Genomic DNA, 19,580 nt, shown 5'->3' with positions numbered 1-19,580 from the left:
TCCTGGGAAACAGATGTCGTGTTGAAAGGCGGCCGGATGCGCTCTAAAATTTCGCATATTTTTTTCGGCGCCACAGCGAAACCCATCCTCAAACCCGCCATTCCGTAAGTTTTTGAGAATGTGCGGAGAATTATTATCTTTTTGCCGCGCCTGAAATAATCTATGGCGGACACATAATCTTTCGCGTCCGTAAAATCAACATAAGCCTCGTCGAACACGGGGATAACGGAAGTTTTCTTTTTCCGGAGTATGGAAAACATCTCCTCTATTTCTTTTTTCGTGCTGTAGGTGCCGGTGGGGTTGCTGGGATTTGTGATGAATATGAATTTATCTTTCGAGCCCGCCGCTGTCGCCATTTTCGCGAGGTCATGCGTGTAATTTTTCATGTTCACGGTTTTTGTGGCGGCGTTCATAAGATCCGCCGTCATACGGTAGCGTATGAAGGCGTGACGCGAGACGATTATGCGGTCGGAAGGTTCAAGAAAAGCCTTGCCGAGAAGTTCTATTATCTCGTCGGCGCCGTTCCCCACGACTATATTAGCGGGGCTCACTCCCATTTTCAGCGCTATCTTCTTTTTCAGCTCATAGGCGTTTGAATCAGGGTAGCGGTTGACTTCACGGGCGCCTCGGATGACCGCATCCATCACCTTTTTGGGCGGGTCATAGGGGTTTTCGTTTGAGGCCAGTTTCACCACTTTCTTGAGTTTATAAAGGCGCTTGATCTCGCTTATGGGCCTGCCGGCGATATAGGGAGAGAAAGATTTCAGGGCTTTTCTCGCTTTGATCATCATTTCGGCAGTCTCCCCGCCGGGTAGGAACCCAGTATTTTCAGAGAATCGCAGAATTTAGACAGTTCCGAAACAACATTTTGTATTTTTTTCTGGAGGATGTGACCTTCGCAGTCAACAAAGAACAGATATTCCCATGCCTTTTTTTTGCTGGGCCGGGATTCTATCTTCGTCAGGTTTATTTTTCTTTTTTTGAAAGGGCTCAGCGCGTCATGGAGTATTCCGGGTCTGTCTTTGAGAGAAAAAAGAAAAGACGTCTTGTCTTTCCCGCTGGGTTCAGGTATGTTTTTCCCCATGACGAGAAAGCGCGTGTAATTCTGCGCAAGGTCTTCAACATGCTCCTCCAGAACATTCATCCCGTATATTTTTGCGGCGAATTTTGAACAGATGGCTGCCCCCAGTGTCGGCCATTTCGCCGCCAGCTTAACGGCTTCCGCGGTGCTGGACGCCTCTATCTGTTCGGCAAATGACAGATTGCGGGCGATATAATTCCTGCATTGCCCGAAAACAGAAGGGTGGGAATAAAGTTTTTTGATCTTATTTTTGTTTTTGCCGCAGGAGACGAGGCACTGCGATATAGCAAGGTATTCCTCGTTGATTATTTTAAGATTCGACGCGGCGAACATGTCCATTGTGTGGTTCACCATGCCCTCAGTGGAGTTTTCTATAGGGACAACGCCGTAATCGGCGCGGCCTGTTTCAACGGAGTTGAAGACATCCCCTATGGATCCCGCGGGCAGGAATTTGCAGAAAGCCCCGAATATCTTTACCGCGGCGCTGTGCGTGAATGTGGCCGCCGGCCCCAGGTATGACACGGACAGGGTTTTCTGCAGGCTCCTGCAGGAGGATATGACCGTCCTCATCACTTCTTCTGTTATAGCGGCCTTTGTCTGGGAAAGTTTGTCTGTGGCCTGTGTCAGGATCTGATCCTCTCTTTCGGGACGGTATATGTCCTCTCCCTTGTTTTTTTTGTAGGAAGCTATGGTTTCGGCGAGTTTTATCCTTTTCAGAAGAGCGTGTATCAGTTCGCTGTCAACCGTGTCTATCTGTTTACGGATCGTGTCTATTTTTTTCATATTTCTTTTTCTTCTCCGTCTTCGCGGACATCACTTACACCGTTTGTTTCCGCTTCTTCGGTGATTTCGTCGCCGAGCGCTTCCCCGTCGCTTTCCGTTTCTTCCTCGGCGCCTCCGAGTTCCTGCCATGACGGGATATCTGACACATCCCTTATGCCGAAAATGTGGTAGAAGGGCTCGTTGATCCTTATCAGGCGCGGATTGCCGGGCCCCTCTTTGCGGCCGCTGTATTTTATAAGATTGTTTTTCAGGAGTGTCGCTATTACACCGCTGGAATCCACCCCCCGTATGTCGTTTATTTCGGCTGTTGTCACGGGCTGCTTGTAAAGCACTATTGACAGCACCTCGGCGGCGGAGGTCGACAGCCTCATGACGCCTTTCCACGGATAAAGTTTCAGGATGGCGGGGGAGTATTCAGGCCGGGTTGATATCTGGTAACCCCCGCCTATTTCCTCTATAAACACGCCGTGATTGCTGTTCCATTCCTGTTTCAGAGCGTTGACCGTTTCGCTTATCTTCTCCTGCGGCGTTTCCGTGATCTCGGCGATCTTTTTTTTAGAAATGCCTTTGCCGCTCACAAAGAGTAAGGCTTCTATCGTTTTTTTAAGTTCAGCTGTTTCCATAAGTAACCTCTTTAGCGTAGTTTTCTTCCTGCGGGAGAGCCTGCTCCCCCCTGTTTATAGAAGTCAGATATATTTCGGCGAAAGGCTTTTCCTGTCTGAGAGAAGCGATGCCGTCGTGAGCCAGATCCAGTATGGCCAGGATGAGTACGGCCAGATAAAGCTTAGAAGGGAACGCCTGCAGCATACCGGAGATCTTAATTTCATCTGCGGATTTGAATCTTTCTAAAATATCCGCCTTAACGTCTTCAAGGTATATTTCAGGGCCGGTTATCGTGTCAAAATTTTTGTCATGGATCCTGACGAGATTCGCGAATATATCGGCGAGTTCGAAAACGCTGAGCGTGCTTTTTTTATCGATCTCTACCGCCGCCGGCTCATCCCGACGGAAGAAGTTTTTGCGGGACTGATGTTTTTCCAGAAGGATGCCCCGGCTCTCCTTGATTTTCTTCCATTCCATAAGTTTTTCGGAAAGATCCCGCTGCTGTTCCACGGCCTCCTGATACTCAGGGCTCTCTTTAGGGAGCATGAGGCTGGATTTGATGCGCATGAGTAGAGTCGCCATGGAGAGAAAGTCCGCGGCCGCGTCCAGCTCTGCTGTCCGCACCCCGATGAAGGACAGATACTGGGCGGTGATCTTTGATATTTCAATGTCGTAGATGTCCATGTTGTTGTTCTGGATGAGCCACAACAGCAGGTCCAGCGGCCCCTCAAAGGCGTCGAGCCGGACGATATAATTTTTTCCGTTCATATTTTGATACTGTCCCTGACTATCGCCATTGTTTCCGCCGCTTCGGCTCTTGCCTTTTCCGAGCCGGACTCCAGCGCGCTATGCACTTCTTCGGGGCTTATTTTTTTACGAGCCTCCCTGACGGGCAAAAGCAGCAGGTTTATCTCTTCCGCAAGGAGCTTTTTGCATGCCACGCATCCGATTGACGCGTTTTTGCAGTCCGATGATATTTCTTTGTTTTTTTCGCCGGGGATCGCCTTCCAGTAAGAGAATACGCTGCAGACCTCGGGGTGGCCGGCATCGTCCTTGTGTATCCTTTCGGGGTCGGTGATCATCAGCGAGATCTTTTTTGCCGTTGTTTTTTCATCATCGCTGAGATTGACGGCGTTGCCGTAACTCTTTGACATCTTTCTTCCGTCCGTTCCGAGCAGCCTCGGCGATTCTGTCAGCAGCGCTTTGGGTTCGGGAAAGACTTTGTCGGGGCCCGGATAGAGGTGATTGAAACGCCGCGCTATTTCACGCGTTATCTCAAGATGGGGCAGCTGGTCTTCTCCAACCGGCACGCAGTGCGCCCGGTAGAGGAGGATGTCCGAGGCCTGGAGTACCGGATAGCCGAGAAAGCCGAAGGTGCCGATGTCGTGGTTCTTTATTTCTTTCAGCTGTTCTTTGTAGGTGGGGCAGCGCTGGAGCCATCCCAGGGGCGTGACCATTGAAAGTATGAGAAAGAGTTCGCTGTGCGCGGGCACATCCGACTGGCGGAAAATACAGCTTTTGGATGTGTCTATTCCGCAGGCGAGCCAATCGGCGACCATATCATCCGCGGAAGAGCGTATCCCTGCCATGTCGGAAGTTTTGTCATAAAGGGTGGTCATGGCGTGCCAGTCGGCGACCATGTAAAAGGTCTCATACTCATCCTGCATTTTGACCCAGTTACCCAGAGCGCCGAAGAAATGCCCCAGGTGCATGGCGCCCGTGGGCCGCATGCCGGATAATATTCTCTTTTTTTTCATAAATTTTATATGGACAAGGCCACAGAGAGGATAGTCCCCGCTATAGTTCTGACGATCGTAAAAATGACAGGCCAGAACATCCATAGGACAATCAGCGTCAGAAAAGGCCCGAAACGCATCATCCGCTCGTATTTATAGGCTTTGTCGTAAGGCAGTACGGCCGCGAGGATACGGGATCCGTCCAGCGGCGGTATGGGTATGAGGTTGAAAACAGCCAGCAGTATGTTTATGAAAACAGAGTATTGAAGAAGCCCCGCGATCAGCTCGAAGCTCGTCATGAGTCCGGCCAGATTGATAATTGTCAGCAGCATCGCCGAGATCAGGGCGAGCGCTATATTAGCCAGGGGGCCGGCGGCGCCGACTTTAGCGAAATCCTGTCTGGGGTTTACAAAATTATAAGGATTGACAGGTACGGGTTTCGCCCACCCTATTAAAAAGCCCGCGTTGGTTATGAACAGAAACAGCGGCAAAATTATTGTTCCCACAGGGTCGATGTGCGGGATGGGGTTGAGTGTCAGCCGTCCCGAATAAAGGGCGGTCTCGTCGCCCAGGCGCAGCGCGGCATACCCGTGCGCGACCTCGTGCACTATGACCGAGAAAAACAAAATAGGCAAAAATAACAGCTCTAACATAGCCCGCATTATAGCAATTTGACCAAGCCTTGACCACCATCCGCGGCAGATATACTGGAATGCCCCTGAAAAGCGCATTTTCAGGGGCATTGATTCCGTGAAGCTGTGAGAGGAGGAAAAATTTGGTATAATCGGCCAATGAAAACACTCTTGAAATTCCTTGCCTTAGCGGCAATAGCCGTGACCGCTTTTTTTGCCTTTTTTCCTTTTGGCAGGATCACGGAAGAAATTAATTCGGCCGTTTCCCGCCGGATCGCGGAATCGGGCGCGGATCTGAGATGGGGATCGATTGAGAGCGATTTCATCCGCACCGTCACCTTGAATGATGTTGTACTGATAACGCATAACGAGTATATAAAAACGCTTCATTTTAAAAGAGTGACATTATATTTCCCCTTTTTATTTATTCTCAGGAAAGGCGTCGCGCCCGGGAAGATCGGCGTTGAGGACAGCGAAATATCAATCGTTAGTTCGGATATAGCAAAGCTGTTCCCGGTGAGCCCGAAAGCCCCCGCGGATATCGCGCTGCCGTCTTTATTTTTCAGGCGCGTGCGCGTTACCTTAAAAGATTTGCAGAGGGCTTTTGTTTTCGCCGGACGTATTGATGACGGCCATCTGCGCGTTCATATCCGTTCCGGCAATTTCACCGCGTCTTCCCGCGCGGACAGGGAGGGCACTGGCCTGTGGAAAATGCAGAGCAGCGTCAAAAACATGGATTTTTTCTCCATTTTTTTATCCACCCCGCAGCTGTCAGGCGAGAATTTTTCGGGGACAATGAGGGCCGCCCTGGGCGACGGAAAAATCCGGGATATGGAAATGTCCGGCGTGGTGACCGCGGATTCGGCTGTTTTTCCGGGCATATCTTTTTTCGCGGGAGAAGCTTTTGAGCTGAAAGATTTTAAAAGCGTCCTTTTGTTGTCAAAAGAAACGGCGGAATTTTCCGGTATTTCGGCCGAGTATGGGCAATTACGCCTACGCGGCGACATGAAAGTGAGTTCTTTAGGCAATGAGCCGTTAGGCGACGCTTCGTTCAGGGTATCAGGGCGCTTAGACCGGGATGATATTCTTTTTGAAGGCGCGGATGCCGCCGTTTCCCTGGAAGGATTTTTGAAAGCCCCTGTTTTCAGAATAAAGGGCTCTGCCGAAAGTTTTAAAAAAGGCGCTATGGAATTGAAACAACCCAGCGTCGCGGCTTCTTTCAATGACAGGAATTCCCGGCGTTTCAGCATAGAATCTTTTGACGCGAAATATGGCGATTTGGATATAAAAGGAAAAGGGGGTATTGCTTCCGGCGTGTTTTTCATAAAGGGTAGCATCAGGGGAGTTTTTAACAGCGGCGCGAGTTTTTTAAAACTTGACGCTCCTTATGAACTCGGCAAAGATTTCATAGCGCACCCGGACATAGACGCTGTTTTTTACGGCCGGGAATTGAAGCTTAAAGGAGATATTTTATACAGTGTTGATACGGGAACGGCCGCCGTTAAGCTTGATAATATTTCGGGCGCGAATGTTTTACGCGCTAAATTCGCTAAAAAGAACGGCGATTTTGTCCTTGAAGAGGCGATATTGACTTACGCGGCCGCGTTCGAGAAGACGGTCGCGCCGCGGAAGGACTCCGCCGTTTTCAGGGACGGGCTCATTAAAACCTTTCCCGGCGGTTTTTCTTTCGTTTCGTCTTTTTTACCGGACCTGTCTTTTCTCAGGGACTCCGGAAAATGTTCGCTGTCATATTCCCGCGGCAAACTGGACGTTTCATTTAAGGGGGCCCAAAATTTCCTTAAATACGGCCAGTTGCCGGCTAAAGGAAAGACGGCGTTTACGCTTGAAGGCAAAACAGCGCAGGCCGGTTTCAAGGCGGAAGGTAAATATGACTCCGGCGATTTAAGGGGCCTCTTAACCGCCGGCGATTTCAGCACGGACTTCAGTGTCTCCGGCGGCACGGCCGCGCTGACGAATATGATATTCGGTCAATATGCCTCCGGCGAATTGACACTGTCAAAAAGCATTTCGGGTAAGCTCTTTATAAAAGATTACCCTCTCCGGATCAAGGCTCTCAAAAAGGATGAGAATCTGTCGGCCCGCGTTAAAATCAAAGACGGCGGTTTCGAGGCCGAGATCAGCGGCGAAAATTTTTCACAGAAATTATCCGGCACGCTCCGGCCCAGCGGCCTTTCGGCTTTGAACATAAGCATACCCGATTCTGAAATTCCGATTTCCCCGTCGGGCGTTAGACAGAATTCCCTGTCAGGGGAGTTCTGTCTCATTATGTCCGGCATCCGGCCAAAGGAGGTTGTCGTTTCCCATGCTCTGATCCGCGCCGGCGCCGGGCGGGTGGAATTTTTTGATGTTTCGTGGCAGATGGAACGCCGCGCAGCGCGGGGACGCGTTCAGATCAGAAATATCAAAAAAGGCCCGGCTGACATATTCGCCAATTCGGTTTTTGAAATTGACCACAGTTCCGGCCTGCGCCTGAAAGGCAAAGCCGACGATGTTTTCATAAACGCTTTCTATACACCCTTTGAATATGACATTTTTATCAGTTCGGATAAAACCGTTTTCGCCAGGCCCAATGCCGCCTCCAACGGTCTTGAAGGCGTTTTGGCATCTTCCGGCGGCGCCTGGGAGATTTTCACGGGGGGCAGCCGTATATCCGCGCTCTGGCAGCCCGGCGGGATATGGAAACTGAAAACGCGGAGCATGGATCTGCAAAAGATACTGAAGCTGCTCAATTCGGATATAGAAGCTTTTGGCGATGTGAAGATGGAGTTTGATGCCTCGGCAAAAGGCTATAAATTTTCTTTTGCCGCGCCGGATATTTATATTGGAACTAAGGTTGGCGCTGCCGGCAGCGTGACTTTTGACGGCGATTTTATTTATCCCGATGTGAGGATCGACACGGCCGAAGGATTTATTCAGACGGGCGGATATATCGCCGCCTCGGCAGGGCAGGTTAATAATGCCTCTATTATCGCTGATAATGTGAGGATCCCCGTTATCCAGACTTCTTTCGGTGAGATAAGGAATTTTTCCGCCTCGGGCAGTATCCTTGCCGGCGGCACCTATGAAATGCCGCGGATAGAAGGGAAAATAAAGTCCGGTTTTCGCGCGAAGCACAGGGATTATCCCGAAACCGTTGATTTTTCGCTCAATGCCGTTTCCCGGGGCGGTAAAATAATAATGTCTTCAACGGGCTCGGTGAAAGGCGTGGATTTCACTCTCGCGGGTGAGGCGCTCCTCGCCTCCGGGGGTCTCAAAAATTACAGCATTGACCTGTATCTGCCGGAAAAGGGCGTGCCTGTCGTTGTGCCCGGGCTTCTGATAGAAAGAAGAAAGGTGCTCAAATATATTTTAGGGACCGCGCCGTCTTACGGGAAGATTTCCGGCAATCTGTCACTCGCCGATGACGGGGAAAACGCTTCCATCAAAGGTTTGCTGAAGATCAAAGACGCCCGGTTTTCTTACCGGCAGGACGGCCTGAAAACATCACGCGGCGCGCTTCCGGATATGGATGTGACACTTGTGTTCGATAAGAATGTTGAATGGATATCGGATAAGTTCAAGGCGGATATTTACGGTTCCATCAATATCAAAGGCGCGCCTTATGAGGTGAACGGAAAAATTTCCAGCAACCGCGGCAGGCTTACCTATCTGGGCAAGAATCTTGACATAGATTTTGCCGAAATAGATATCGCTAAAAACAAGATCTTCCTCACTCTTCAGGCCGAGGCTGCCGTCAGCAGAAAAAACCCGAACCCGCCCTTTGACGTTATCGCCGACACCATAAGGGTGGATATCCGGCATTCTCCGCTGGAGTCGCTGGATATCAATCTCGCCTCAAAAGATTTTTCAGACAAGACGAGCGGGGAACAGGCTTATCAGATGATAACTGGCGTACCCTCGGCCGCGCCGGGCGATCTTGAATTCATGAAAAAGGAAATAGCCAAAGTTATAGACACCTCTATTATAAATCCTTTTTTCTCGGAAATTGTCAGGGAAACAGGGATTGTCGACGATGTGAGGCTCAATGTGTCCGCTTTGGCGGCAAGAGCTGACAGCGGGAACAAGCTCGATGCGCTGGATGCCCCGGACAGGATGAATTTATATATGGGCAAATCTTTTGGTAGAATGTATTTCGGCTATAATATGGAGTTCATGAAGGACGTTTCTTCGCTCCAGCTGTTTAGCGGTTTTGAGCTCATATACCGCATAAAGGGAGACAATATTCTCAGGGCGGTTTATCAGCCGGATGAAAACGGCGACAGCAGAAAATACCTTGGGCTTGAGAGAAGGATACGGTTTTAGAATGAGAAAAAAGATTTATGCGTCGGCGGTGTTCGCGGCTCTGTTCGCGGCCGCGCTGGTTTTTTATTTACAGAGTCGCGGCAAGTTCAAAGTGTGGGATGAATTCGGCATTGAGCGGCACCGTTTTCCCTATGTCAAATGGGCGGCATCTTCAGATATGTTTCACGCGGAGGTGTCGGAAATATTAGACAACAAATCTTTCAGGACGAAAAAAGGGGCCTTCATTACCCTTTTCGCGGCCTCCCCGCTCGGCGCGGGCGGCGCGAAGGAATTCATGAAAAATAATATCTACGGCAGGCCGGTGGTGGTTTCCGTCTGCGGCGCGCCGGAGGATTATTCCGGACTGATCCGAGCAATCGTGTTTTACGACGGCGGCACAAAATGCCTCAATAAAGATCTCTATGACGCGGGTTTTATAGATGTGCGGATAAACAACGAGTTTCTGAACGCCCAGGAGTGGTTTCATGCTGAAGCAGATTAAAACCTTTTCACTTCACGGCATAAAAGCGTGCATAGTCACTGCGGAGGTGGATATAGGCCGCGGCCTTCCCTCGGTGAGCATCGTGGGGCTTCCCGACACTTCGGTGAGGGAGGCTCGTGACCGCCTTCAGTCGGCGATAAGGAATTCGGGTTTCAAAATGCCCTCAAGCAGGATTCTGATAAATCTATCGCCGGCGAACGTGAAAAAAGAGGGCACTCAGCTGGACCTCGCCATGGCGGTGGGAATACTCAGCGCATCGGGGGCCGTTAAATCGGAAGATTGCGAGGAGGCTCTTTTCATAGGAGAGATCTCTCTCTCGGGAAAGGTGAAATCCTGCGGCGGTATCATTCCCGCGATGCTCGCGGCGGCGAAGAAAAAGATCACTAAAGTTTATATTCCCGCCGGATGCGAGAGCGAAGCCGCGACGGTGCGGGGGGTCGAGGTGATAGGCGTAAAAAGTATTGCCGAACTTGTCCGGCATTTAAGGGGCGAGGAGCAAATAGCTCCCTTCACGGGCAGGCCCCGCCAATCCGGGGCTGTGACATACCCTGATTTTTCAGATGTGGAGGGCCAGAGTTTTGCCAAAAGAGCTCTGGAGGTCGCCTCCGCCGGCGGCCACAATGTCCTGATGATAGGCCCTCCCGGCTCCGGCAAGACCATGCTCGCCATGAGGATGCCGGGTATCCTTCCGCCCATGACAGACGACGAGGCCAGAGATGTCTCATGCATATATTCGGCCTGCAATCTGCTGAAGGAAGGAGAAGGCCTCATGGCAAACCGTCCTTTCAGGTCGCCTCATCACACCATCTCGGATGTGGCGCTGGTCGGCGGCGGCTCATCGGCGCGTCCGGGGGAAATCTCCCTCGCCCACAGGGGCATTCTTTTTCTTGACGAATTTCCGGAATTCAGCCGCCGTGCCGTGGAGGCCATGCGCTCGCCGATGGAAGACGGGCGTATCACTGTTTCGCGTGTGCGGGGGACCAGCACTTTTCCGGCGTCATTCATGCTTGTGGCCGCGATGAATCCCTGTCCCTGCGGTTATCACGGCCATCCTTCAAAAGAATGCGCCTGCACGCCCTACCGCATAAAAAAATACAGGAGCCGTATCTCCGGCCCGATAATGGACAGGATAGATATACAGATCGAGGTCTCCCAGGAAATATCCGGCGATGTTTATCCGGAAGAACCTTCCGAGTCATCGGAAGTGGTCAGGTCGCGTGTGGCCGAAGCGCGCTTGAGGGCTCTCGCGCGGCTTCAGGGGAGGAAGGGTGTTTATTCTAACGCGCGTCTTGCCCCGGAAGATGTGAAAGCGTTCTGCCCCGTTTCACCGGAAGGGGCAAAACTTCTGCTGCGGGCCCGCGAGCAGTTTTCTATATCCCGTCGTGGAGCGGATAAAATTTTGAAAGTGTCCCGCAGCATAGCCGACTTGGGCGGGAGCGAAAAAATCCTTGACGAGCACATTGCTGAAGCCCTTCAATACAGGCTGGACGAAGAAGGGATCAGTTCTTGATATTTTTATAGCTAGACGAAAGCGCACTTAACAAATGGCCATACTAAATGTAAAGTCTCCTTGCGGGGTGTTCGCTGTGAAGTGCGGGAAAGCGCGTCAGCAGAAATCAATAAGGATAAGGGTGTAAAAAATATGGAAAAAGTTTTTTTGGCTGGAGTGAGAATAAAGCAACGGCGGCAAGGCCGCGAAAGCGGTCTTGAAGAGCTGCGCCGTCTTGCCGACACCTCAGGCGGGACTGCCGTCGGAGAATCCGTTTTCAGGATAGACAGGCCTAACAGCGTTTTTTACATAGGCAAAGGCCAGGTTGACTTCCTGGCCCAGCAGGCCGCCGACGCGGGCGCTGTAACCGTTATTTTTGACATCAATCTGAAGCCCGGCCAGCAGAGGAATCTGGAAAAAGCTCTTTCGATGAAAGTCATAGACCGCACACGGCTGATACTTGATATATTCGCGCGTTCGGCTCACACGCAGGACGGCAGGGATCAGGTGGAACTCGCCCAGTGCCAGTATCTTCTGCCGCGTCTGGCGGGAATGTGGACTCATCTTGAGCGCCAGCAGGGCGGAATAGGGATGAGAGGCCCTGGCGAAAGAGAGATTGAAACCGACCGCCGGCGTATAGAAAAAAGGATCTCGCTTTTGAAAAAACACCTCGACGACATTAAAAAAAGGCGGGGCATCCAGAGGAGCCGCCGCCTGAAATTGAACATTCCCGTGATAGCCCTGTGCGGTTACACGAATTCGGGAAAAACGACGCTTCTCAACACGCTGACCAAATCCGATGCCGTCGCCAGGGACAGGCTGTTCCAGACGCTTCAGCCCATGACAAGAAGAGCCCGGATATTTGACAGGGATGTCCTTTTTGTGGACACCGTCGGATTTATAAATGATATACCGCCGCAGCTCATCAACGCCTTCCATTCCACGCTGGAGGAGATAGAGCCCGCTTCCGTTGTTCTCGTTGTGCTGGACGGGCCCGACCCTGATATAGAGATGCACAGAAAAGTTGTGGAGGATACGCTGAAACAGCTGGCGTTTGATAAAATACCGCGGCTCTACGCGCTCAACAAATGCGATAAGATCTACAAGGATTGTCATGACTGGAAATTTGAAAAAGCGCTCTTCCCCGATCATGATACGACTTCGGAATGCATAGAGATTTCGGCTCTGCAAAAAGTGGGAATAGAGCGCTTAAAGAGCGGGATATACGACCTTATCAACAAATGAAAATTATTTTTATAGGCAAACCGGGCGTGGGAAAAACCACATTGTTCTCGCGCCTGACAAAAAGGCAAACTTATTCCAGGCCGAAGGATGAGGAAAGTATCACCAGCGATTATCAGACGGGTGTTTTCGAGAGGGATGGCGTGACTTTTTTCCCGGTGGATACCGTCGGACTTGTTGACGGGCGCGCTGTCAGGGAAGGTTCGTCGTCGCTGAAAGACGCGGATCTTGTCTTTGTCATCTGCGATCCGCTGGATTTTAACGCGACAGACGATGAAATAATCAATGAGGCCAGAAAATTTTCCCGGAAACTCTGGATCGTGGCCAACAAGTCGGAGAGTGAGGAGGCCGAGGAGGCCGCGGAAGAGCTTTACCGTTATGGACTGCCCGTTTATTGCATTTCAGCCCTGCACAAAAAAGGTGTGGATGATCTTCTGGATGAGGCCGAAGCGCAGGAAGTGCCAGCCGTGGATAAACCGGATAAGGAAAGCGTCTCATGCCTGGTCGTCGGGGCTCCGAATGCGGGTAAATCCACTTTCCTGAACGCGATTCTGGGCGAGAGCCGTTTCAAAACATCTCCCATTCCCGGTACGACAAATGAGATAGTGGCCGAGACATACAGTAGCGAGTTCGGCCTTATAAAATTTTATGACAGCGCCGGCATTTTCAGAAGATACAGAAGAGAGGAGCTCAGGGTTTATAACATGAGTCTTTTCAAAGACGCATTGCGCGAGACTGACACGGTGTGTTTTATAATAGACGCGTCAAAACAGCTCACGCAGAAGGAACTGCGTATCGCAGCTCTGATAAAACACAAGCCCTGCCTTCTTTTATTCAATAAATCCGACATCACCCCCCTGTCCAAACGCCGCATGTTCATGAACCACGCGAGCGAAACATTCTCTTTCCTTCCGGCGCCCGGGGTCTTTATGGTATCGGCGGCCAAAAAAAAGGGCATAAAAAAAGCCGTCAGGGAAATTGTTCTTCTGAAAGAGCGCGCCGCCATAAACTTTCAGGGTCTGGACAGGAGGATAAAAAAGATCGTGGAGGAATCCCGCCTGCATCTTTTTATTCTCTCGGCAAAGCAGGTTTCTTTCTCACCGCCGGCAATTTTGATAAAATACAGGAGTAAAAGAAAACCGCTCACATCCGCGGATGAAAGATATCTGGAGAGGATGATCAGGGAGAATTATGAGCTTTCGGGGGTACCGGTAAAAATAAAATGGCAGAAACTTGGATGACTGTTTTTTTGATCATCGCCGCGTTCATCGCGGGATCAGTTCCTTTCGGCTGGATCTATGTCAAGCTGTTCAAGGGCAGGGATGTGCGGGAACTCGGTTCCGGTTCCACCGGCGCCACGAATGTTTACAGGGCCGCGGGGCTGGCGGCGGCGCTCCTTGTTTTTTTTCTGGATTTTGCCAAAGGTTTTATTTTCCCTTTTTTCTTCGGAGGAAGCTATGCTCTGAAGATCGCTCTGGGCCTGATAGTTATCCTCGGCCACAATTTTTCAATTTTTCTTAAAGGCAGGGGCGGCAAAGGCGTTGCCTCTTCCGCGGGCGTGGCGGCGGCGCTGGCGCCTTTTTGTCTGCTGTCAAGTTTTGCCGTTTTTGTTTTTGTCTTCATTTTCTCGCGCATAATCTCGTTTTCATCCATTATAGCCGCGGGATTTTTCCCCGTGTTCTGTTTTGTTTTCGGTATGCCGACGGAGATTAAATTTTTTGCTTTGGCGACGTTTGTGTTCGTTGTGTTTTCGCACAGATCAAATATCAGAAGACTTTTCAGTGGCGAGGAAAAGAGGATAGTCAAGCCGTGAGAAATCCCTTTTTCAAAAGGGCAGTTTTATCCTGTCTCTTTTTTTTACTTTCCGGGCAATCGCTAATTGCGGGAAACCATATAAGGGTTTTTTATGTTCTTTGGGGCAACGGGGCTTATGGTGACAGTATTTTTATTCAGCTGCCGGGTGCGGATAAAGCGCTGGATACGGCGGACGACAAAAATGTTCTTATCGATGGCGGAGGCCAGTCTCTCGCCGCCAGTTCTCATCTTGATAATTTTCTTGATTATCTGGGTGTTACGACGATAAATCATATGGTGCTGACTCATCCGCATGATGATCATTACGCCGGCTTAAACCTTGTGCTGAATAATTATACGGTTGATAATTTTTATTGCACGGGAACGATTGAACAGAATACGGTTCAGACCGCTCTTAACAGTCAGGCATCGTGCACGGTGTATAAAATGTCGGATTATTCCGTCGGTTCTTATTTGAGCGGCCCGGCGACGAATGTTGGGACCGCGTGGGACCCCAATGTTGTATGTAAGGTGCTTGCGTTTAATAACGCTGCGTCCGATAATGACCGCTCACTTGTTCTAAAAATGAGTCTTGGTGAAAGTTCTTTTCTGTTCGGTGGAGATGCCACGGTATCGGTAGAATCGGTGATATCAAGTTCTGAGGGGCCGATTGATTTTTATAAAATGCATCATCACGGTTCTTCGGCCACGAGCAATGATACGACTTTTCTTTCGTGGCTTGCCCCGTCTTATTCTATGCTCCCCACAGGGGGGCGCAGCGCGCCGCCGCCGGATGCCACGGCGATAAGCAGGGTGATAGACATAGAGTCCATTATCTATAGAACAGATTTGGACGGCACTATTCTCGTGAAAGCGGATGAAAAAGGAAATTTTGATATAACGAGAATGACGGCTTTTGGCGGTGATAAAGCCAGCCATAATCCCGCGTCTTTCCCCGGTGATTCTTACGGTACTTTTGATTTGAGCGCCGGCATGCCCTATGTTTTGGCGCCTCCGGCGCTGCCATCGGGGCTTTCTGTTCTCGCGCGCGGGCGACATGAGGTCACCCTCGACTGGACTTATGATCTTTCCGGTTCCATAGAAGGTTATTATGTTTTTTATTCCACTTATCAGGGCGGTGATCCCGGGGCGAATATAGCGGGTGGGGCCTGGAAAAACGCGGGGATGTCTGCTGAAACCGGTATATATCAAAGGTATAATTCCACGCCAATCACAAATCATCCTTACTCTCTCACGGGGCTCGCTTCGGATATGCCATATTACTTCCGTTTGTCCGCTCTCACCACATATTATTATGAGAGAAGATATTCTAACGAGGCGTCCACCACAACGCTTCCGCCGTGGCGGCCGCTTACCATCACCACGCTCAGCGGCATGGCGTTAAACGGCGAGGGTGATATAAACCTTTCATGGCTGGCGCCGTCAGTATCCACCGAAAATCCCACAGGCGCCTGTTCCCGTTACAGGGTGATTTACGCGTCATATTCTTTCTCGGCTTTTGACAGCCCCTACACTTTTGAAATCACTTATGCCGCCCCCGAAGCCTTTGGTATAGATTTTTCCACGGCACAGCCGAAAAATCCGGGGCAAAATGAAAGTTTCTGCATAAAAAATATTCCCGACGGCAAGAAATATTTTGCCGTATTCGGAGAAAATGAATATGGGGAAAAAAGCGACATTTCGAATATCAGCTCTTTTACCGTTACGGACAGCTTGCCACCCGCGTTTATTTCGGATACAAGTGTCTTGAGGACGGGCTCAGACGGGATTTATCTCACATGGACAATGCCCGGCGATAACGGCACCGAGGGAGCGGTGTCGTCATGTCAAATTATCTATGCGGAAAACAGTTATTTTTCGCCCGCTTCAACCATAGCAATTTCGGGAACCGGGTTGACCAGCGGCTCTAAAAACCGGACGCTTAGTTTGTTGAGCGAATATACCCGCTATTGGATCAAAGTGCAGGCTGCCGATGAGGCGGGCAACATTTCGTCGTCAACAATTGTTTCATGCTACACGGGAACGGGCTTTATAAACACGCCGTCGTTTTCGGATTCAGTGAGCGTTTCAACATCACCGTCGCTGGATGTGACATTCAAAATAGAAATAGACACGGTGACAGCCGGCTCTCCGTCAAATTGTGTTGAGTTATGGGACACGAGAGATAATCTCGGCGTCTCAGCGCTCACGAAATTAGCTACGAATCAATATCAGGTGACGGCCTCAAGCGACAGCAGGGGTTTTAGCGTGTCGCCGGGACTTGATTTCAATCACAGATATCGGCTGGTCGTATCCTCATCGCTGAAAGACATTGACGGCAAAGAAATGATCAGCGCCACGGTCTATTATTTTGTGACTGTCTGTTCGCCGTCAGAGGATAATATTTTCATCGGAACCGACGGTTCGTCGGTGACGGTGGCGGCAGGGCAGTTTTCATCACCCGCCTCAGTCAGTTTTATTTCGACTTTACCTGCAAACTTGAATCCGTCTCAGTCGGCCGCTTATGATTCGCTGGCGGCGACATACACTGTGACCGGCGCGGCGGTAAGGGGCTTTACGGTAGCCCCCGGCACCGTGACGGCGGTGATTCCCGTTTCCGGCGGTATTCCATATGTATATAACAGCGATACTCTGTCTTTTGAGAAAGCGGTGTCCTATATTTTAAACGGCGAGGTCGTTTTTGAAGCGGAGAGCCCGGCGGTGTGGCTTTTTGTCACGCGGGATTCTTTCACCGTGAAGAAATCCGCCGGCGTTTATGCTTATCCTGTCCCTGCTACGGGGAATAAAATAACTTTTACGAATCTCGGCTCTTCCGCCGAGATATCAGTTTTTACGATATCGGGAAAATGCGTTCTGAGGGAAAATGTCACTCCGGATCCGGTAAACGGCGAATGGGTCTGGAATTTTTCGCAGGTCTCGCCGGGACTTTATTTATGGGCTGTTGACGGAACCAGCAAGGGTATGCTGATGATTAAAAGATGAAAAAATTAAACGCGCTCCCCCTGCTTTTTTGTTTTGCCGCGCTCGCTGCGGCAGATCCGGGCAGGAGCTGTTTTGATTTTCTGGATGTCCCTTCTTCCGCCCGTGGGGCTGTGAGCCCCTTGCAATACGGGCTTTCGTCGGTTCTGGCCAATCCGGCGCTCGCCGGAGTTGAAAAGACAGCGCTGGAATTTTCTTATGCCGGATGGCTGGGAAACCTCAACATAGGCTCCGCGGGTTTCGGCCAGAGGCTGTCGGATAAGTTTTCTCTCTCCGCTTACGCGGTGATTATGAATCTGTCAGAAACATTAAAGGCCTACGACGACGAGGGAATCCCTTCGGGTGAGGCGGAATATTCCAACTACAGATATGCCGCGGCCTTGAGTTTCCGGCCCTCAAATGTCCTGAGGATGGGCCTGGCTGTTATGGCTTCGGGCGAAGATCTTGACGGTGACGCCCAGAGCGCCGTTTTGCCCTCGGCCGGTTTTGAGATGAGAGGCCGCTTCGGCTTTTTTCGCCGAGCCGCGGCTTTGTTCACGGATGTTTCGGGCGATCCTGACACCCGCTTCTCACTCTGGCACAGGGCTTCCCTGAGCAAGATAGATTACAGCGGAGAGAAATTTTCGCCTCTTTCCGTTTCCGAAGCTTCTGTCACCGAACATATAGGACATCTCTCTCTGTCGCTGGGCCTTCGTTCTTCTGAGACTTCAGGTTTGCGCGCCGGAGTGAAATACGGATTTGAGGATATCATCATGGAATGCGGCATTCTCTCGGAATCGGAAAGCGATCTCCAGATATCAGCGGGGGTTTCTTTTGAGTTTGAACCCGTGACCGTGGATTTGAGTTATCTTACCCGTGCCGACGCGGGCAGTTCCATTTTCAGCACGGTGAGTTATGAATTTGATATGCCGGGCTTTGTCGGCGGGATCGCTGATAAGGCTGCGGAAAAGAGGAGTGAGGCGAAACGATATGTGAAAACCGGCAGTGTTACCGACAGGGTGAGCAGCGTTTCTCAGGCAGGAGAAAAGGAGATCTGGATAAATTTCAGCTCCGAGTTTCCAGTTGACGGTAATTTTGTCATCACAAAGGACAGCGCTATAGCAGCCCGAGGAAGGGTTATACAGAGACTCTCCGATGAGCCTTTTCTTTATGAAGGCCTCGTTATGGAGCATGAGGTCATAACGGAATTCCTTGTTGGAGACACCGTCGCGGTTTCACAAAAGCAGATGAAGAAACAGGAAGAAGAGAGGCAAAAGATCGAAAAAGACAGGAGCGCCGCTCTCAAACGGCGGATCATTGAACAGAAAGATCTCCTTAAAACGGCGGATTTGATGCGCTGGGATTCTTCCGCTCAGAAATTGATAGAGGAGCGTGTTTCCGAGCTGCGCGAAAAAGGGAACCTGGAAGAGTGCGATGCCAAACTCGCTGTTTTGGAAAAATCAGTGAAAAAACTTTTTGAAGACAATATAAAAGCGATGATAACCGAGGCGGGTGCACTGGCCGGTGACGCGGGAAAGGTGGGGGTCAATGTCTCATATCCGGAATCGCTCACTCTCAAAGCCGAAGGCGCGCTCAAAAAGAAAAATTATAAAGAGGCGCTGTCCAATATTTCAGAATCGCTGAAATGGCTGCACAAAATTCTCGAGGAAATAGAAAACGAGTAATTTGAAAAAAGTCCCGAAAAATGCTTTTATAAACGATGATTATAAAGACGAACACCATAAAATTCGCCACGAAAGGGGATTTTGATATTGTGGATATGACAGCCCGGCTCCAGGAAGCGGTTTGCGCTTCGGGCGTTTCCGACGGAATGGTGAATGTGTTCGCCCCCGGCGCAACAGGAGCCGTAACGGCCATAGAGTGCGAGAGCGGCCTTCTGGAGGATTTCAGGGATTTCTTTGAGAAGATCATCCCCACGCTGGGCGAATACAAGCACAACTTGTCCCACGCCGCGCGCAACGGCCATTCCCATGTGCGGGCTTCCCTCATAGGGCCGGACATGACCATTCCCGTCAGAAAGGGGCAGGTATTTCTCGGCGTCTGGCAAAGGATCGTCTTCATAGATACTGACAGCTGTCCGCGAGAGAGAGAACTCATGGTCACGGTTATGGGCGGCGGAGGAAAAAATGGCTAAATTACAGATAGCGCTTGATTTTGTGGATCTGCCGCGGGCTCTTAAAGCCGCGCGAGCGGCGGTCGCCGGAGGCGCTGATATTCTTGAGGCGGGTACGCCGCTGATAAAAAGCTGCGGCCTTGAAGCTGTGCGGGCTCTCCGCGGGGAATTCAAAAACATTCCTATTGTCGCCGATATGAAGATAATGGACACGGGCCGCGCGGAAGTGGAGATAGCCGCCAAAGCCGGAGCGAGCATAGTGACGGTCTGTTCCGCCGCGGGCGTTTCCACTGTACAGGAGTG

General features: G+C 50.7%; 16 protein-coding genes. 10 read left to right on the top strand and 6 right to left on the bottom strand.

The window, feature by feature from the left end:
- The 6 genes from FP827_00755 to FP827_00730 all read right to left on the bottom strand — a co-directional run.
- Positions 1-791, bottom strand: a 791-nt coding sequence (locus FP827_00755; GenBank protein MBA3051614.1) for an aminotransferase class I/II-fold pyridoxal phosphate-dependent enzyme, incomplete at its 3' end; no start/stop codon positions are given.
- The gene (gene pheA / locus FP827_00750) at positions 788-1,864 is read right to left on the bottom strand and encodes a prephenate dehydratase (protein MBA3051613.1); all 1,077 of its coding nucleotides are present in this window, start codon (positions 1,862-1,864) and stop codon (positions 788-790) included. The genes FP827_00755 and pheA, both read right to left, overlap by 4 nt.
- A complete protein-coding gene (gene scpB / locus FP827_00745; GenBank protein MBA3051612.1) occupies positions 1,861-2,487 on the bottom strand; it encodes an SMC-Scp complex subunit ScpB in 627 nt (208 codons plus the stop codon). The genes pheA and scpB overlap by 4 nt, the downstream gene beginning before the upstream one ends.
- A complete protein-coding gene (locus FP827_00740) occupies positions 2,474-3,235 on the bottom strand; it encodes a hypothetical protein (protein MBA3051611.1) in 762 nt (253 codons plus the stop codon). Before FP827_00740 ends, scpB begins: the two co-directional genes overlap by 14 nt.
- Positions 3,232-4,224, bottom strand: coding sequence for a tryptophan--tRNA ligase (gene trpS, locus FP827_00735; GenBank protein ID MBA3051610.1), 993 nt, complete (start codon positions 4,222-4,224; stop codon positions 3,232-3,234). The genes FP827_00740 and trpS overlap by 4 nt, the downstream gene beginning before the upstream one ends.
- Before the next feature lie 5 nt (positions 4,225-4,229).
- A complete protein-coding gene (locus FP827_00730) occupies positions 4,230-4,946 on the bottom strand; it encodes a site-2 protease family protein (protein ID MBA3051609.1) in 717 nt (238 codons plus the stop codon).
- Positions 4,947-4,994: 48 nt separating this feature from the next.
- Between FP827_00730 and FP827_00725 the strand changes: the two genes are divergently transcribed.
- From FP827_00725 to FP827_00680, 10 genes are all read left to right on the top strand, one after another.
- A complete protein-coding gene (locus FP827_00725; protein ID MBA3051608.1) occupies positions 4,995-9,158 on the top strand; it encodes a hypothetical protein in 4,164 nt (1,387 codons plus the stop codon).
- 1 nt (position 9,159) lies between these two features.
- A complete protein-coding gene (locus FP827_00720) occupies positions 9,160-9,639 on the top strand; it encodes a hypothetical protein (protein MBA3051607.1) in 480 nt (159 codons plus the stop codon).
- A complete protein-coding gene (locus FP827_00715; GenBank protein MBA3051606.1) occupies positions 9,623-11,149 on the top strand; it encodes a YifB family Mg chelatase-like AAA ATPase in 1,527 nt (508 codons plus the stop codon). Before FP827_00720 ends, FP827_00715 begins: the two co-directional genes overlap by 17 nt.
- A 132-nt stretch (positions 11,150-11,281) precedes the next feature.
- On the top strand, positions 11,282-12,373 hold the full coding sequence (gene hflX / locus FP827_00710) for a GTPase HflX (protein MBA3051605.1): 1,092 nt from the start codon (positions 11,282-11,284) through the stop codon (positions 12,371-12,373).
- Complete coding sequence (locus FP827_00705) at positions 12,295-13,611, top strand: GTP-binding protein (protein ID MBA3051604.1); 1,317 nt, start codon at positions 12,295-12,297, stop codon at positions 13,609-13,611. The genes hflX and FP827_00705 overlap by 79 nt, the downstream gene beginning before the upstream one ends.
- A complete protein-coding gene (plsY, locus tag FP827_00700; protein ID MBA3051603.1) occupies positions 13,593-14,183 on the top strand; it encodes a glycerol-3-phosphate 1-O-acyltransferase PlsY in 591 nt (196 codons plus the stop codon). Before FP827_00705 ends, plsY begins: the two co-directional genes overlap by 19 nt.
- Positions 14,180-17,167: an MBL fold metallo-hydrolase gene (locus tag FP827_00695; protein MBA3051602.1), complete on the top strand. Its 2,988-nt coding sequence runs from the start codon at positions 14,180-14,182 to the stop codon at positions 17,165-17,167. The genes plsY and FP827_00695 overlap by 4 nt, the downstream gene beginning before the upstream one ends.
- Positions 17,164-18,828, top strand: coding sequence for a hypothetical protein (locus FP827_00690; GenBank protein MBA3051601.1), 1,665 nt, complete (start codon positions 17,164-17,166; stop codon positions 18,826-18,828). Before FP827_00695 ends, FP827_00690 begins: the two co-directional genes overlap by 4 nt.
- 35 nt (positions 18,829-18,863) lie before the next feature.
- On the top strand, positions 18,864-19,298 hold the full coding sequence (locus FP827_00685; protein ID MBA3051600.1) for a YjbQ family protein: 435 nt from the start codon (positions 18,864-18,866) through the stop codon (positions 19,296-19,298).
- Positions 19,291-19,580 (top strand): bifunctional hexulose-6-phosphate synthase/ribonuclease regulator (locus FP827_00680; protein ID MBA3051599.1); only part of this gene is annotated, 290 nt, incomplete at its 3' end. The genes FP827_00685 and FP827_00680, both read left to right, overlap by 8 nt.

The organism is Candidatus Omnitrophota bacterium (genome assembly GCA_013791745.1).
In the GTDB taxonomy this organism is placed as follows: domain Bacteria; phylum CG03; class CG03; order CG03; family CG03; genus CG03.
Note: the sequence above shows the minus strand (reverse complement) of the source record. Positions and strands in the feature narration are given on the sequence as shown.

Bases quoted from the DNA above. Each gene is read 5' to 3' on its own strand.
- pheA (MBA3051613.1), bottom strand. From the start codon at position 1,864: ATGAAAAAAATAGACACGATCCGTAAACAGATAGACACGGTTGACAGC.
- scpB (MBA3051612.1), bottom strand. From the start codon at position 2,487: ATGGAAACAGCTGAACTTAAAAAAACGATAGAAGCCTTACTCTTTGTG.
- FP827_00740 (MBA3051611.1), bottom strand. From the start codon at position 3,235: ATGAACGGAAAAAATTATATCGTCCGGCTCGACGCCTTTGAGGGGCCG.
- trpS (MBA3051610.1), bottom strand. From the start codon at position 4,224: ATGAAAAAAAAGAGAATATTATCCGGCATGCGGCCCACGGGCGCCATG.
- FP827_00730 (MBA3051609.1), bottom strand. From the start codon at position 4,946: ATGCCCCTGAAAATGCGCTTTTCAGGGGCATTCCAGTATATCTGCCGC.
- FP827_00725 (MBA3051608.1), top strand. From the start codon at position 4,995: ATGAAAACACTCTTGAAATTCCTTGCCTTAGCGGCAATAGCCGTGACC.
- FP827_00720 (MBA3051607.1), top strand. From the start codon at position 9,160: ATGAGAAAAAAGATTTATGCGTCGGCGGTGTTCGCGGCTCTGTTCGCG.
- FP827_00715 (MBA3051606.1), top strand. From the start codon at position 9,623: ATGCTGAAGCAGATTAAAACCTTTTCACTTCACGGCATAAAAGCGTGC.
- hflX (MBA3051605.1), top strand. From the start codon at position 11,282: ATGGAAAAAGTTTTTTTGGCTGGAGTGAGAATAAAGCAACGGCGGCAA.
- FP827_00705 (MBA3051604.1), top strand. From the start codon at position 12,295: ATGCATAGAGATTTCGGCTCTGCAAAAAGTGGGAATAGAGCGCTTAAA.
- plsY (MBA3051603.1), top strand. From the start codon at position 13,593: ATGGCAGAAACTTGGATGACTGTTTTTTTGATCATCGCCGCGTTCATC.
- FP827_00690 (MBA3051601.1), top strand. From the start codon at position 17,164: ATGAAAAAATTAAACGCGCTCCCCCTGCTTTTTTGTTTTGCCGCGCTC.
- FP827_00685 (MBA3051600.1), top strand. From the start codon at position 18,864: ATGATTATAAAGACGAACACCATAAAATTCGCCACGAAAGGGGATTTT.